Source organism: Companilactobacillus sp. HBUAS56275 (assembly GCF_036913655.1).
Taxonomy (GTDB): Bacteria; Bacillota; Bacilli; order Lactobacillales; family Lactobacillaceae; genus Companilactobacillus; species Companilactobacillus pullicola.
Genome location: NZ_JAYKKK010000002.1, coordinates 122,182 through 138,420, shown reverse-complemented (window position 1 = coordinate 138,420; position 16,239 = coordinate 122,182). Strand labels below are relative to the sequence as shown.

Genomic DNA, 16,239 nt, shown 5'->3' with positions numbered 1-16,239 from the left:
GGATTGTATCCATGTCGGCTTATTAAACTATGATAATTTTAGAGCCCACATGGAATTTTGTATAAAAAACCATGTGGGTATTTTGTTTTTTTAGGCAATCCCACAAACTCTGGGGTTGCCTTTTTAATTTGGGGGAATTTAAACGATGAAACATACGAGAAGACTTTACGCGACACTAGTTGCCTTAGCAGCATTTCTAATTTTTTCATTCTTTTACACTGGACACGCTGATGCCCGAAAACAGAATACCATTCCAAAAGTCGGAGTTTTACAATTGATGTCACACCCGGCTTTGGACCAGATCAATAAGGGTATTGACGACACTTTGAAAAAGCACGGTTATATTGACGGCAAGAACGTCAAAATCGAATTTCAAAATGCTCAAGGGGATCAAAGTAATTTAAGAACTATCAGTAAACAATTCGTTCAGGATAACGTTGATGTAGCGGTGGGTATTGCTACTCCTTCAGTTCAATCATTGAAGAATGCTACTAGTAAGATTCCCATTGTCATGGGAGCTGTCACTGATCCAGAAGGTGCCGGAATTATTTCTAACAACAAGAAACCCGGTGGCAATATCACTGGTGTCTCCGATCAAGCACCTTTAAAAGCTCAACTTGATTTAATGAAAAAAGTAGTTCCAAATTTGAATACTATTGGTATTATTTATACTTCTAGCGATGCTTCTGCCACTAGTCAAATGAAAAAGATGAAACAGTTGGCTAAACAAAATGGTATGAAAGTAGAAGTTTCCAGTATCAATTCTGTTAACGACCTACAACAAGTTGCAACTGCTTTAACTCAAAAGGTCCAGACAGTTTACGTACCAACTGACAATACCGTTGCCAGTGGTATGAAATTGTTATCTTCCATCGCTGCTAAACAGAATATTGCTGTTTTCCCAGCCGCAACTACCATGGTTAAAGATGGTGGATTAGCTACCGTCGGTTTAAGTCAGTACGAATTGGGACAAAAGACTGGTGAACACGTTGTAAGAATTTTACAAGGCAAAGAAAAAACTGCCACAACCCCTGTTACCTTCATGCAAAAAGGACATTTGATGTTAAACGAAAAAATGGCCAAGAAATTGAATATCCAATTTCCTGACTCATTAGTTAAAGAAGCTGAAAAGAAAGGACAGATCATAAAATGAATTTAATCGTATCTACTATCAGTCAAGGTTTCATCTGGTCAATAATGGCCATTGGTCTTTTCATCACCTTCAGAATTCTTGATTTTCCTGATATGACCGTTGAAGGAAGCTTCCCACTTGGAGCTGTTACCGCTATTAGTTTGATCCAAGCCGGCCACTCAACACTCTTTGCACTACTTATGGCCTTTATCTTTGGTTGTTTTGCAGGATTTGCAACAGCCTTTCTCTACGCAAAATTGAATGTTCCTATTCTTTTAGCTGGTATTTTAACAATGACAGCTCTTTACTCAATCAACTTAAGAATTCTGGGCAAAGCTAACATGTCATTGACCAAATCGAACAATATTTTCACTGAATTTGGTCTGGATAAACTTCCTACTAATTTCAACGGAATCGTTTTGGGAATAATTATCATCGCAATAATTATCTTCCTATTAATAATCTTTCTTAATACTGAAAAAGGTCAAGCCGTTATCGCCACAGGTGACAATGAGACCATGGCCGCTTCACTTGGTATCAACACTACTGTCATGAAATTTATCGGATTGATGGTTTCTAACGGAATCGTCGCTTTAACAGGTGGATTAATTGCCCAACAAAACGGTTTTGCCGATGTAAATATGGGTATTGGCGTCATCGTTATCGGACTTTCTGCCATTATCATCGGTGAAGTTATCTATCCCGATGTACCGTTAAGTATCCGTTTAATCACTATCGTAATTGGTAGTATTGCTTATCGTTTGATTTTGATGGTCGTACTTCAACTAGGATTCAATACCAATGATCTCAAGCTGATTTCAGCAATTATCTTGGCGCTATGTCTTGCTCTACCAACAATTCGTGAACAATTTCTAAAAACTTTAAGAAATGGGGTTAAAACTAAATGAAACCATTACTAGAAATAAAAGATGCCGTCAAAACGATTTATAATGACGATGAAAATCTAAATATTCTTAACCATATCAATTTAACAATCAACCCTAAAGATTTCTTAGTAGTTTTGGGAACGAATGGTGCTGGGAAATCAACATTACTCGATGCTATTACCGGAACCAACGAATTAAGCTCTGGAAAAATTCTATTGAATGGCAAGGATATCACCGATGAAAACTTGGCTAAACGTAGTCGTAATATCAGTCGTGTCTATCAAGATCCAAAATCTGGTACCGCTCCTAGAATGACCGTTGCTGAAAATTTATTATTGGCTAAACGTCGTGGATTACCTAGAAGACTACATTTACGTCACCTAAAAGAAAACCTTCCAGAGTTTCAAAAATTAATCTCTAACTTGCCTACCTTGGATAATCGCCTTAACACCTTCACTGAAAAGTTATCTGGTGGTCAGAGACAGACTTTAAGTTTCTTGATGGCAATCATACAAAGACCTGAGCTACTGCTCTTAGATGAACACACAGCTGCCTTAGATCCACAAACTAGTAAGGATCTAATGGAATTAACCAACAAAATCATCCTTGAAAAAGAATTAACTTGCATGATGATCACGCACGATTTATCTGATGCTATGAAATACGGAAATCGTCTGATTGTTTTGAAAAAAGGTGAAATAATCCTTGATTTAAACAAAGAAGAAAAAGATAAAGTTAAAGAGAAAGATTTACTACAATATTTCTAAAAGAAAAGGGACAATCCATTACGGATTGTCCCTTTTGGTATCACTATAAATTACTTAATTTCGCTAACTTTGACCCATTCGTTAGTTGCAACACGATACATCTTTTCACCATTCAAGGTCTTCATTAAATCAGTTGCCCATGGTGTGTTTGGTCCTAATTGAAGACTTTCAATAATTTTACCGTTATCGTCATACAATTGAGCCATACCCTTGTCTTTTGTAGTAACAGCTTTAACATCTGGCTTTTGAGCAGTTGTATCAGTAGCATTGTTATCTTTATCAGGTGTTGTATTTGTTGAACCTTCAACGATAATATCTGATGCCTTCAACCATTCAGTTGTTGAAACTTGATAATAAGTTACTCCGTTTAGAACCATCTTATTATTTGTTTGCCATCTTGAGTTTTTACCCAATGAACGACTCAAAGTTTTTCCATCTTTATCATACAAATGAGCCATTGTAACGTTAACTTTTACAACACCCTTAATAGGTGTGATTCCATCAGTAGCGCTCTTTGTAACAGTAACAAATTGAGTATTACCTTCGTTTTGTAAAGTTAAGTCCTTACTTGTTGTTGTGTAGCCTTCTGGCAATTGAGCATCTGTTAGTGAAACCTTAACTCCGGCCTTATCACCAAAGATTTGTGTTCTACCAACTTCAGTTTCATCAGCTGTCTTGAAGATAACTGTATTAGAAACTTTCTTCGTTACGGGAACGTTATATTCTTTACCGTCAACTAAGTTAATAGTTTGTTCTGCGTCATTGTTCCATGTGCAGCCAGCAGGTAAATTAGTTAATTTGTAATCATTACCTTCTCCGCCATTAACTGTTTCTGAATTAACTAGGTTACCATTTTGATCAACATAGTTAACCTTAACAGAAATCATCTTAGCAACTGTTACAGTCTTGCTATCTCCGTTATTGCCGAAAACTGCTTTACTGCTATCAGCACTTGTATAACCATCTGGTGCAAATGTAATCTTTTGGCCCTTTGTTCCTTGAAGTGCTTGTGATGATCTAACAGTATTGCCATCAGCATTAACGAATGTGACATAATTAGTAACTGTTTGATCTGCTTGTGTTGTTGCTTGAGTAGCAGCATTGACTGTTACAGGAGTCACAATTGTTCCTAGAACCATTCCAGAAACTAAAATTCCACTAAGTAGTAATGATGTACTTTTTTTCAAAATAATCCCTCCATAGTATCTGTACTAAACACCTTAAATATTAGTTGAGTCAAACATATGTTTCAAGCTATATTAAGGAAATTTATTAAACGTTTACAGTATTTTTATTTTATAAAGTTATGTTTTTAATAAAAAAAGATCGGAGCTTTAAACTCCGGTCTTTTGCTTTTTTTGACCATAATAAGCATTTTTACCATGCTTACGATAATAATGTTTATCCAATAAATACTGTGGAACTTCAATATTGTCACGTGTTAATTGTAATGCATGATAATCCATTTCAGCGACGACCTCTAATACCTTAGCATTATATACGGCCTTATCAGGCGTTGCGCCCCACGTAAATGGCCCATGTTGTCTTACCAAAACTCCCGGAACAGCTTCTGGATCAATATTACGTTCTTTAAAGGTTCTGACAATAACATCCCCTGTATTCTTTTCATACGCTGTCTCAATTTCTTCTTCTGTCAAAGCATCGGAAACCGGAACCTTACCATAAAATGTATCGGCATGTGTTGTTCCTAAAGCTGGTAAATCTATTCCCGCTTCGGCAAATGATACTGCCCAAGGAGAATGTGTATGTACAATACCACCTATATTAGGAAATTTATTGTACAAAACCGTATGTGTTGGCGTATCGCTAGAAGGATTTAAATCACCTTCAACAACTTCACCTTTAAGGTTAACGACAACCATATCGTCAGGAGTTAACTTATCATATTCAACGCCTGATGGTTTTATAACAAATAATCCTTTTTCTCGATCAATGCCTGATACATTGCCCCATGTGAATGTTACCAAACCCAATTTAGGCAATTGCATATTTGCTTCATATACTTCTTTTTTTAAAGATTCAAGCATTTAATAGCCTCCTGTTCTACGCCAACTTCTGCAAAAATATTATCAAAGAATTTCTTTGCTTCTTTAACTTGCTCGATTGGATCATCTGAAGTTTCACTCCACATCTCAATCGTGTAAGCACCGTTATAATTCAAACGTTTTAATTCTTTCAAACAACCTTTAAAATCGACCGTCCCTTTGCCAAAAGGAACATTCTTAAATTGACCAGGAAAATCTTTAGTAACTGGTAAAGTATCTTTCAAGTGAATTGCTGCAATAGAATCAATATTATTTTCTAAATCTGTTCCTATATCATTTTCCGGCCAAGCACTGATATTGCCCAAGTCAGGGTAGGCTTGCAACCAAGGACTATGAATTTCTTTTTTCATATGTACGACTTTTTCAATAGAATTTAAGAAAGGATCATCCATTATTTCTATATCAAGCATTACCTCATGACTAGCAGCATAAGCTACACACTTCTTCAAATTCTCTACGAAGTATTCTCTTGAAGTAACACTTTTCTTGTCATAATAAATATCGTATCCAGCCATTTGAATATTTCTTACACCCAAATCAACGGCTAAATCAACAGCTTTATACAACATTTCAAGGGATTGTTTCCTTGTCTTTTCATCATATGAACCCAATGGGAATCTACGGTGACCGCTCAGCATTATGGTATGTATACGTGTTCCTGTATCCCAAATCGCATTTCGAACTTCTTCACGTTGTTCCTTAGTCCAGTCAAGTCTTGCCAATCTTTCATCACTTTCATCAATCGAAAGTTCTAAAAAATTGAATCCTAACTCGTGTACCAATGCTAATCTATCATGCCAATTTAAATCTTTTGGTAGCGCCTTTTCGTATATACCTAATGAATTCATAATCATGTCTCCCTATTGACCTAATTGTATTTGAACCACTTCAATACCTCGTTTACGAAACGATTTAATTACCTTCTCGTTCGCAAAACTATCAGTTATTAAGATATCTATATCATCAATATCGGCTACATGGTAATTACTAGTAACTCCTATCTTTCGATAATCAGCTAAACAAATTACCTTCTTCTTCGTTCGTTTTATCATCGTTGCATTAACTTGTGATTCGTATAGATTATGCGTGGTCAAACCACCATCTACACTGACACCATCAAGTCCTACGATCGTATAATCAGATTGCATGCTAGATAATAATTCGATCGCAACGCCTCCAACTAATGATTCTTTAGGATATCTAATTTCTCCACCAGTCAAAATAATTATTGTCTGAGGATGATGTACCGATTCAATCGCATGTGCATTATTAGTAATAATAGTTAATCTTTTAGATGCTAATTGATTAATTGCCAACCAGCATAGAGAACTTGAATTGACGAATATCGTGCTAGACTCCGATATGAAGCCCGGAACAGCGGCAGCAATTTTCATTTTGATTTGATCAACTCTACTGCCCGCATTCACATCTAATGGATCTGAAGAAAGTGATTTACCGTCAGCAGACGTAGCTATCCCACTTCTCCATTCAATTACTCCCATTTCTGATAATATCTTCAAATCTCTTCTAATTGTTATCTCGGAAACACTAAGTTTCCCCGCCAGATTTTCCACTGACATAGAGCCTTTTTTGTTAACTATTTTTAGAAGTTCGCTTCTTCTCTCCTGTACATTCGAAATTGAATTTTTCATATGATCATCCTCAAAACGTCTTTTTTATTAGTCCCAAATGCGTTTGATTTCGTTTTGGAGATCAGTTGCTGCCTTTGCTGGGTCGGCTGCTTTGGTTATTGCTCTACCAGCAATGAACGTATATACGTCTACCCCTTTAAACAATTTAAGCGTATCAACGTTTAATCCACCAGTCACTGAAACTCTAAAGCCCATATCAACAAGCATTTTAACTTTATTTAAATCCTTTTCGCCCCAAGTTTCACCTGAAAGTAGTGCATCCCTGCTTTGATGATAGATTGCTTGTGAAATTCCAGCATCTAACCATTTTTGAGCATCTTCTTTAGTCCAGTTGCCGTAGAGCTCAACTTGAATTTCGCCAATCTCTTTATTAGCTGCTTCCATAGTTGGAATCGTTGCGGAACAGATGCAAGTCATCCAATCGGCTCCAGCATCGGCCATATTCTTAGCAACTGTTCCACCGGCATCAGCACACTTTGTATCAGCGATAACTGTCTTATTAGGGAATAGAGCTTTTAATGATTTAACTGCAATAGTCCCTTCTTGAAGAATCAAGATTGTTCCTGCTTCAACAATATCGACAATATTACCAACTTCTCTAACATCGGCCAAAGCACTCTCTAAAGTATTATTATCCAAAGCTACTTGTAAATTTGGTTTCATGATTTTTCTCCCTATTTAGCAAACTCAGTTTCTTCTCTAACTCTTTGCTCAATTTCTTTATCACTCAAAACATTTTTTACGCCAACAACTACAACGCCTTTTGCTTTTGCATCATCAAACATATTTACGAAGTTCATTGGAGTAAATACAACATCATACTGTTTAGCTGTACTTGTTCCTTCAGCAATGCTTGTATGTTCAATATTAGTAATAGGGATATTTAATCTTTCAAAAGCCTTCTTTACACTTCTCATCATCATCAAACTTGTTCCTGATCCATTTGCGCAAGATACTAAAACTTTCATAGTAAGCCTCCATGTTATTATAAATTATTTTTTGCTAACGTTTTCTTTATATTTGTCGTAATCAGTAACCATTAAGAAATAATTCTTAGGATCTTTTCTATATTCGAGTTGTGGGATAACAACCAAAATAACAATAACTACTACAATACCTGCTATACCTAAGTACTTCATGATTGCTGTGAATATTGGCCATAATGTGTCCCAATCGAACATGCCAAGGTAACCACCAAATTTAGCCAAGCCAACCCAGCTAGCAATAATTGCGGCACCAAGAACTTGAACCATACCACTGATAAATGGTAGAAGCATAGCAGCAACGGCTCCAGCACGTTTATTGGCATATACACCAAAGGCTGCATTATCAAAGAACAATGGAATAAATCCAGCGATAATGATTGTTGGTGAATGGAATACAATCAAAGCACCAATCATTAAGAATTGTCCTAAAGCACCAAACAAGAATCCAATTGTTACAGCATTAGGTTCACCAAAGGCAAACGTAGCAGCAACATCAATACCAGGTACTGAACCAGGTAATAGTTTATCTGAAATACCACTGAAACTTTCTGTTAGTTCTCCAACGAAGGTACGAACACCTAATTGCAAGATTGCTAAGTTAACAGCAAATCCTAAGGATGTTGTCAAAATATAGAATAAGAAACTACCATTAGGTGCTAGTCCTGAAACACCTTTACTGGTTATATAAAGTTCATTGAAATATGGACGTCCTAAGACCAACATAATAATTCCGAAGAAGAATAGCATCAGAATACCGGTAGCAACCATATTCTCATTAAATATCTTCAAAAAGCCTGGTAATTCAATATCTTCAAGTCTCTTAGGCTCTTTATGAGTTTTTTCATCATGTTTCTTTATCTTATCTGCTAACCAAGAAACTAATGCAATACCAAACATTTGTTGGTGGGCAACGGCAAAGCCACCACCATCAGTTAAATCCTGAGTATATCTGATTGTCATATTTGAACCAACGGCCCAATACAAACCTAGGATAACTCCCATTACTAGTAAAACTTCCATTCTGCCCATTTGAGGGAAACAGAATAGTAGTAGCCAAAAGGCTGTAGCCGCTTGTTGTACTTGTACGTTACCAGTAGTAAATACAGAACGTAATTTTGTGAATTTCTGAAATCTTACTAATATGATGTTAAAGACAAAGGCAAACAGTAGAAGTAACATTACATCCCCAAAGGTTCTCCCGAAAGTCTTTACAACACCATCTGTAACAGCATTTTGTCCAAAATATGGGTCAATAACTGTCGCAGTTAAATGAAATCTTGTTTTTAATCCTGTAAGGATTGGTCTAAAACTATTAACTAATCCCCCAGAACCCACCATCAAGATCATGTAGCCAATTACAGCTTTCATAAAACCAGCAATTGATTCATAAATTGGTTTCTTTTCCAAGATATAACCTAATAGAACGATAAAACCAATCATGTATGCTGGTTGGGTCAAAATATTTGTAGCAAAGTAATCCCAAATCTTCAGAAGAACACTTACAAAGGTATCCATCTTTATACTCACCTGCCCTTATTTGTCAGATCAAACTAATTCTTTCAAATCATCAATGCTCTCAACATTCAATAATCTATCTATAAGACCATCTGTCATTAACATGTCAGACAATTCTCCGATATTTTTCAAATGTTCATCTGGATCTTGTGCTGCTAGAGTAAAGAACAATTTGGCATTTGAATCAGGACCAAAATTGACTGATTTATTAAACTTGGTAAATCCAATTGCTGTTCCTAGTACGTTGTCACTTTTAGCATTAGCATGTGGCATAGCAACTCCGGGAACGATGACGATATATGGACCGTTATCTTCAACATTCTTAATAATTTCATCGATATAAGCCTCTTTAATATATCCGTGTTCAACCAGTTTTCTAGCAGCTATCTTTAATGCCTCTCTCCAGTCTTTTGGTTCTTCATCAGTAATTTCAACTAAATCTTTATCTAACATATCGTTTAACATCATATTTATTTACACCGCGTTTCTTTGTTTTATAGGAATGAAGGGAATGGTGTGTCATTATCAATTGCAAATGCATCTGAGAAGCCACGATCATAGTTGTATTCCATTCTGTCTTTGTCATCTGGATATGTGAATTCTCCACCTACTTGCCAGATAAATGGTTTGAACTTGTATTGCAAACGATCTTTTCTGAACTTCCAAAGATTTTCAATTTCCTTAGGATCTGTCATAAAGTTTGTCCAAATATCATAATGGACAGGAATAATAACTTTAGTCTTCAATGATTCTGCCATTCTGAGAATATCTGAAGATGTTAATTTATCTGTGATACCTCTTGGGTTTTCACCATATGCACCAAGGGCAACATCAATTTCATTTTCATTACCATGCTTAGCAAACATATTTGAATAATGTGAGTCAGCTGCATGATAAAGATTTCCACCTGTTGTTTCAAATAGGTAATTTACAGCAATCTTATTCATATCTTGAGGCATCTTACCTTTAAGAGTTACGTTAGGATCATCTTCTGTTACTAGAGCTGTTCTATCAAATCCTTCAAGAACCTTAACAGTTGTCTTACCAATCTTTACGGAGTCTCCTGGTTTTACAACAACAGTTTTCTCAGCTGGAACACCCCAACCTTGCCAAATCTTAACTACTTGTTCTGGTCCGTAGAATTTAGCATCTGGACAGTTCTTATTAACCGCAGCGGCAGTATTAATATCCAAGTGATCTGAGTGAATATGACTTACAAATAGTGCATCAACATTTTTAATTTCAAAAGGATCAATAACGAATGGTTGGTTTCTCAAATTAGGTTGCATCTTTTGAACTCCACTCATTCTTTGCATTTGATGACCCTTACGCATCATGCCGTTACCATGAGTTTGTTTACCAGTCCCACACCACATATCAACTAAAATATTGGTATCTTCAGCTGTCTTCAACCAAATTCCTGTACAACCTAACCACCACATTGAAAATGTATTAGGTTTAACTTTCTTATTTTCAATTTCTTCATTCAACCATGTTCCCCATTCTGGGAATGTATTTAGAATCCAACTTTCTTTTGATACTTCATTAATATTTGTTGCCTTAGCCATTATATTGTTGCCTCCAATAAATTTAATAATATTTCTTTACGCTTTTTATGATAGGTTCATATGATTGCGCTTTCAATGACGTTTTATGCACATTATGTATACTTTTATGATTTTTATGTTCTTTTTATGAATAGCACTCATTATTTTGCTCATAAACGTATTCATATGTAGTGATTATATGATTATGGAATGGAATAAAATTCATAAAAAAAGAGATAAACGATATCTTACCGTTTATCTCTTTTCTGAATCACTTTAATGCTTCAGAGAATTTTTCATATTAAATTTGCCTATACAAAAATATATTTTTTTTGTTAGGTCTCTTCTTTATATACAATAATATTTCTAATAAAAGTAGTATTATAATTATATAAATTATTCTTTGAGGGTGAATTGAATATGTTTAAAAAGGGAAAAAACATATTTAGTCTATTAGTCATCGTTTTATCTATTTTCATGACCAGTACAACTAATATTGTTAATGCCGACAGTCTTTCTGGAACTTCTTCTCCTGAAACCACTGCTACCACTGCTTCAAATCAATCTGACAAAACTAATTGGGGTAGTCAGTTGATAACTAAGACTCAATTACAAGATGAAAATGGAAATCCTCAGGCTTCTTTTGGTCAATATGACACGATCAAAGCTTATTGGGAATTTTCAACTAACAATCATATAATTCATAACGGCGATACTATGACAGTCACCGTTCCAAAAGTACTAACAGTTGCTAATGATATTCTTACGCCTCAACCAGTTACTGAAATTCCTGGTGGCAGGGAGATCGGTACGGCTACTTTGATAAAAAGTACTAGAACAATCACTGTAACATTTAATCAATATGCCGCCAATGAATCCAAAACTTCGTCTGTGGTTGGTTCTTTCAACGCTATGACTCATTGGGATTTAGGCGTCGTAACTGTTAATCAAAAGGTTCCAATAGATTGGAATTTGAATGGTACCACTGTCGACGATCCTGGTTCTACAGGTTCAGCGACAGTCTCGAATCCTCAAGTACCTGATACTAAGGAAAAATTATTCAAATATGGTAGTTATATCCACGATACGATTCAATGGACGGTCCGTATCAACTATGCCGGTGTAGCAATAAAAGACGCCGTTTATAAAGATACATTAGGTAAAAATCAGGCTTTATTAATTGATGACGAACATCCGGTAACAGTTAATTCGGCTACGGCTGATCACACCACCGGCACCATCACTAATGATTCTAATAATAAATTTGCTAAAGCCACGGCAGAACCAACTAAGGATGGCTTTACCGTTAATTTAGGTGATATCGATCAACCTGTTATCATTACTTATTACACTAAGATCACCAACTACGATAATATTTCTAGTTCTTACGGAAATACCGGTGACTTACTCTCTAATAAAGATGAAGTAGTAAACGTTCCTGTTAATATTTCTTCAACAACTTTAGGAAGCGACGCCAGTTCTGGCGAACAGATCACTTCTCTAATGGGGCATAAGATTTGGAAAAATGTTCCAACTGATCAAAAAATTCCCACAAGTATTACCGTTAATTTATTACAAAACGGACACTCTTTAGCCAACCAGCCAAGTCAAATAGTAACCGCTGCTTCCGGTTGGTCATATGTTTTCAATAATCTGCCAAAATATGATGATAAAGGTAATTTGTATAAATATACCGTAACTGAAAATCCCGTTGATGGGTTTATCGGTTCAACCAGTGGTAACGATTTAATTAATGTTCCGAAGTCCTCCATGACCAAGTTCACTGTTACCAAAAAATGGAATGATGGTAAGGATCAGAATGATCACGCTCCAATTAAGATCGGTTTATATGATGAACACGGTTATGGCCCAAAAAACTATAACAATCAAGCAGAGCTATCTGCCAAAAATAACTGGACATACACTTATACAGGACTAGACCCTGATATCACTTGGTACGTTTCCGAATTAGACACCCCCGCCGACTACATCTCCACAGATAGCTACCCAAATGGCGATTCAAATAATAAAGTAGTTACTAATACCTTAGCCACGACCTTTACTGTCAACAAGAAGTGGATCGATACTGATGCTTCCAAACGACCAACTAAAATAGAAGTTCAGCTTTATTCAAAAACTGACACTGATAAAACTAAAAAAGCAGTTGGAAATCCTGTCGAATTGAATGAAAGCAATAACTGGTCACATAAATTCGGTGGTGGTTCCACGAATGAAACTAAGCTACCTAAATACGACGACAATGGCAAGAAAATCACTTATTCCGCTGAGGAAGTGGCGGTTCCATCCGATTACTCGCAAAAAACTGCTATCAATTCCAATGACACTGAAGAAACGATTACGAACACTTACGAATCAAAGACACCTGAAACAACCAGTCTAAGCGTCAAGAAAGTATGGCAAGACAACAAGTCAACACATAATCCTATTACCGTCCACTTATTAGCTAACGATAAAGATACTGGTAAGACCGTTACATTGAGTGATAGCAATAAATGGAGTGACAGTTTCACTGATTTAGACAAGAGTATCAACTATTCTGTTAAAGAGGATACACCGCAAGGATATGAATCAGCTATCACGCCAACTAACGGTGGTTTTACGATTACGAATACGCCTAAACAAACCACTGAAAAGACTAATTTAACCGTTACAAAGAGTTGGAACGATGATAACGATAAAGATCAAATCCGTCCTACTAGTGTTACTGTAGAACTTCTTGCAAATGGTAAGAATACGGGCAAAACTGTCATTCTTGACGTAACAAATAATTGGTCACAAAGCTTTACCAATTTGGATAAAAGAGTGAACGATAAAGACATCACCTATACTGTTCAAGAAGTATCCGTAGATGGTTATAACGCCACTTACAATTCAATCGATTCTAATCATATAACTATCATCAATAAACATACTCCAAAGACCGTTACTCCTTCTGACAACAAGCGTACTTTCACCGTTACAAAGAAGTGGTCTGACTATAATAATGCTGATAAAACTCGTCCAACTGAAATCAAAGTGCAATTAACTGCTAATGGTCAGGACAGTGGTACTCCTATCACTTTAAATGCCAAAAACGGTTGGACCTATACCTGGTCAAATCTTAAGAAGCAAAGTGACAACAAAGATATTCAATATTCTGTAAAAGAGATCAAAGTTAATGGTTACACAACTAATATCGATAAAACTAACGATGGTGCAACGATTACTAATACTTTGATTCCAATTACTCCACCGGTAGATAATAAGGATAAATTGACCGTTACAAAAACTTGGAACGATAAAAACAATCAGGACAATCTTCGTCCTAGCCAAGTTAAAGTTCAATTATTGGCCAATGACAAGGTCTTCGGTGATCCTATTATTCTAAATAACGACAACCACTGGTCTTATACATGGAACAACCTCGATAAAAACACTAAATACTCTATTAAAGAAGTTCCTGTTCCCGGTTATACAACGGAAATCAAACAAGTTGAAGATGGAAATGTTTCTATTATTAATACTCATTTAGTCAACACTCCGATAAATCCTGATAAACCCACAACACCAACTACGCCAACAGAGCCTACTCAACCTATAATTCCTGTTATACCGGTTCAACCAAGTACCCCTGACTCTTCTACGGATACTAATTTAATTCCATCAGAAGGCAATAATAACGAATCTACCACTACTGATTCCACATCCCTATTGCCAAATAATCCTACAACACCAGCAAAAACTAGTGATCCTGATACTACAAAAAATGAATCTTCTAAAGAATCACTACCACAAACTGGTAATCAAGCAACTTGGATACTTAGTTTAGTCGGTCTACTTGTTCTTATTTCTTTAGTACTTTATAAATTATTCAAAAAGACAGTTTAAAAATAAATAGCGATAGCTAAATTCTACTTTTATTCTTATCGACCCGCTAAAGCAGAGAAATACTTATAACTACGTTATACTTATCTTAATTGTTCAAATTAATTAAGGAGTTGATTATTGTGGCTAATGCTATCTCAGAACTAACTGCAACTGACTATTTTGATTATTTTGTAAATAATTTTGAAAGTGTAGGTATCAACAAATCCACTAATCGCACTAATGCGGTTCTGGATTCGAATATAAACACTAGCGAGTTATATTCCGTCTTGAAGGAAAAATACTTAGTAGAAATACTAAACAAAGACGAGTTTAAGAATTCAGAGGTGACCTTCATTCGGCAACAACACAATCCAGATGATTTTATTGTTGCCACATTAATAGATCCCCATACTGAAAGTAAAATTTCAGTTGAATTAGATAAGTCTGATTCGCCAACGTCTACCAAAAATGCCTTTATGACAGGGCTTAATTCCATAAAATCTACATATGCCAAAAAAGTTATTGAAATGAAATCTTGGTAAATAAAAAAACACTCCATCATGTAATTCATAAGTCATGATGGAGTGTTTTTTATTAAATTTTTCTATTTCTAGTATGAGTAATACTATTTTTCGAGGCTAGAATTTTTATCATACTTCTCACGCAAAGTTTTTATCCTAGATTCAATAGCCACATTATGATTAATTTTCGCGAAAGCCAAAGATTCACTCAACAAATCTTCAATCTCTTTATGCGGTTTATTTTCATTAATAGCTATCTTGGCTGATAGGAATTTTAATCTTGGCAAGTAATAAGTGATGTGCTGCTCAGAACATAACTTTATTCCTCTAAATACCAGTTCATTACTTTTTACATAGTCTTCAGTTTTTATATAGAATTCGGCTGTATAAAAAACAATTGTCAAGATTCTTAAGTAAACGTTGACGCTACCTTTTTGAAAAGTCTCATCTTTGTGTATATTAATATAATCCCAGACCTTTTCAAAGAAGAAGTCGGCTTCTTTCATTAAATCCATTTTTGAATAGTACAAACCTAGGCCAACGTAAGCTAAATAAGTATAGATGGTTTGATGTTTCTCATCCAAATCTTCTAAAATACGTGCAAAACTATAAAAAGAATCTTCTATTTTGTCATTCTTTAACGCATTGAAAAGTCCCCATTGATAATAATATTGCATTTTCAGCGAATTATTATGAATTTCATCTGCGTCAATCTCTGACAAACTTTTTGAAACATTCGAATAGCTTTCCATCATCAGTTCGCTTTCTGTTCTGTCTAAAACTGATTTCATATGGGTTGTTGAAGCTATTGAATTCCTGTATAGATCATCTACAGAAAGTCCCAACCTCTCACATAACTTACTTAAAATGGCCAAGGAAGGTATTCGACCATTATTTTCAAATTTACTAAGAGTTGATTGTGTACAAATACCTTTACACAGTTTCACTTGGGATATTTTCAGAGATTTTCTTCGTTCAATAAATATATTAATATCCATAATCTCATCCTATTATTTTTAAATCTATAAATATTTTGTGCGGGATATCAAGGTCTTTAGCTACCCTATATTCCGCACATCATCAGATTTAAAAAATTCCTTTACTTATACACTATCATTATCTAATTTATATCTTAAATTGTAAATACATATCATTATATTTATATTGAATCATATTTAATCAATTTTTATCGTAAATTATGAATAACACAATTCATATTTTGCTTTAATTGTCCATATATGACCAATTAGTATCTATCTGAAAAAATAAATGACAATTTCATTAAACTGCGGTATCATA

15 protein-coding genes are annotated in these 16,239 nt (G+C 35.2%); 5 read left to right on the top strand and 10 right to left on the bottom strand.

Translation table 11 applies throughout. The annotated features are described in order from the left end of the window. Positions 1–145 precede the first annotated feature (145 nt). The 3 genes from trpX to U8526_RS04275 are packed head-to-tail and all read left to right on the top strand — an operon-like array spanning position 146 to position 2,786. On the top strand, positions 146–1,153 hold the full coding sequence (gene trpX, locus U8526_RS04285) for a tryptophan ABC transporter substrate-binding protein (RefSeq protein ID WP_334340730.1): 1,008 nt from the start codon (positions 146–148) through the stop codon (positions 1,151–1,153). Continuing rightward, positions 1,150–2,040: an ABC transporter permease gene (locus U8526_RS04280; RefSeq protein ID WP_334340729.1), complete on the top strand. Its 891-nt coding sequence runs from the start codon at positions 1,150–1,152 to the stop codon at positions 2,038–2,040. The genes trpX and U8526_RS04280 overlap by 4 nt, the downstream gene beginning before the upstream one ends. After that, on the top strand, positions 2,037–2,786 hold the full coding sequence (locus U8526_RS04275) for an ABC transporter ATP-binding protein (protein ID WP_334340728.1): 750 nt from the start codon (positions 2,037–2,039) through the stop codon (positions 2,784–2,786). Before U8526_RS04280 ends, U8526_RS04275 begins: the two co-directional genes overlap by 4 nt. A gap of 50 nt (positions 2,787–2,836) precedes the next feature. On the opposite strand, the gene U8526_RS04270 is transcribed toward U8526_RS04275, so the two are convergent. From U8526_RS04270 to ulaG, 9 genes are all read right to left on the bottom strand, one after another. Next, entirely contained in the window at positions 2,837–3,973 is a 1,137-nt protein-coding gene (locus tag U8526_RS04270; RefSeq protein WP_334340727.1) for an SLAP domain-containing protein, read from the bottom strand. A 147-nt stretch (positions 3,974–4,120) separates the two neighbouring features. Beyond that, positions 4,121–4,834 (bottom strand): L-ribulose-5-phosphate 4-epimerase, encoded by a 714-nt coding sequence (locus U8526_RS04265; RefSeq protein WP_334340726.1) that lies wholly within the window; start codon positions 4,832–4,834, stop codon positions 4,121–4,123. Further along, the gene (locus U8526_RS04260; RefSeq protein WP_334340725.1) at positions 4,819–5,700 is read right to left on the bottom strand and encodes an L-ribulose-5-phosphate 3-epimerase; all 882 of its coding nucleotides are present in this window, start codon (positions 5,698–5,700) and stop codon (positions 4,819–4,821) included. Before U8526_RS04260 ends, U8526_RS04265 begins: the two co-directional genes overlap by 16 nt. A gap of 12 nt (positions 5,701–5,712) precedes the next feature. Further along, positions 5,713–6,504 (bottom strand): DeoR/GlpR family DNA-binding transcription regulator, encoded by a 792-nt coding sequence (locus U8526_RS04255; RefSeq protein WP_334340724.1) that lies wholly within the window; start codon positions 6,502–6,504, stop codon positions 5,713–5,715. 27 nt (positions 6,505–6,531) lie between these two features. Beyond that, a complete protein-coding gene (locus U8526_RS04250) occupies positions 6,532–7,170 on the bottom strand; it encodes a 3-keto-L-gulonate-6-phosphate decarboxylase UlaD (protein ID WP_334341135.1) in 639 nt (212 codons plus the stop codon). 8 nt (positions 7,171–7,178) lie between these two features. After that, positions 7,179–7,472, bottom strand: coding sequence for a PTS sugar transporter subunit IIB (locus U8526_RS04245; RefSeq protein WP_334340723.1), 294 nt, complete (start codon positions 7,470–7,472; stop codon positions 7,179–7,181). A 24-nt stretch (positions 7,473–7,496) separates the two neighbouring features. After that, on the bottom strand, positions 7,497–9,005 hold the full coding sequence (locus U8526_RS04240) for a PTS ascorbate transporter subunit IIC (RefSeq protein ID WP_334340722.1): 1,509 nt from the start codon (positions 9,003–9,005) through the stop codon (positions 7,497–7,499). A gap of 30 nt (positions 9,006–9,035) precedes the next feature. Beyond that, positions 9,036–9,473 (bottom strand): PTS sugar transporter subunit IIA, encoded by a 438-nt coding sequence (locus U8526_RS04235; RefSeq protein ID WP_334340721.1) that lies wholly within the window; start codon positions 9,471–9,473, stop codon positions 9,036–9,038. Positions 9,474–9,499: 26 nt separating this feature from the next. Next, a complete protein-coding gene (ulaG, locus tag U8526_RS04230; RefSeq protein ID WP_334340720.1) occupies positions 9,500–10,573 on the bottom strand; it encodes an L-ascorbate 6-phosphate lactonase in 1,074 nt (357 codons plus the stop codon). 399 nt (positions 10,574–10,972) lie between these two features. On the opposite strand from ulaG, the gene U8526_RS04225 reads away from it, so the two are divergent. Together U8526_RS04225 and U8526_RS04220 are read left to right on the top strand one after the other, a co-directional pair. Continuing rightward, on the top strand, positions 10,973–14,440 hold the full coding sequence (locus U8526_RS04225) for a Cna B-type domain-containing protein (RefSeq protein WP_334340719.1): 3,468 nt from the start codon (positions 10,973–10,975) through the stop codon (positions 14,438–14,440). 119 nt (positions 14,441–14,559) lie between these two features. Then, positions 14,560–14,961, top strand: coding sequence for a hypothetical protein (locus U8526_RS04220; RefSeq protein ID WP_334340718.1), 402 nt, complete (start codon positions 14,560–14,562; stop codon positions 14,959–14,961). A gap of 83 nt (positions 14,962–15,044) precedes the next feature. Here the strand turns inward: U8526_RS04220 and U8526_RS04215 are convergent, their stop codons facing one another. After that, on the bottom strand, positions 15,045–15,938 hold the full coding sequence (locus tag U8526_RS04215) for a helix-turn-helix domain-containing protein (protein ID WP_334340717.1): 894 nt from the start codon (positions 15,936–15,938) through the stop codon (positions 15,045–15,047). Positions 15,939–16,239 lie beyond the last annotated feature (301 nt).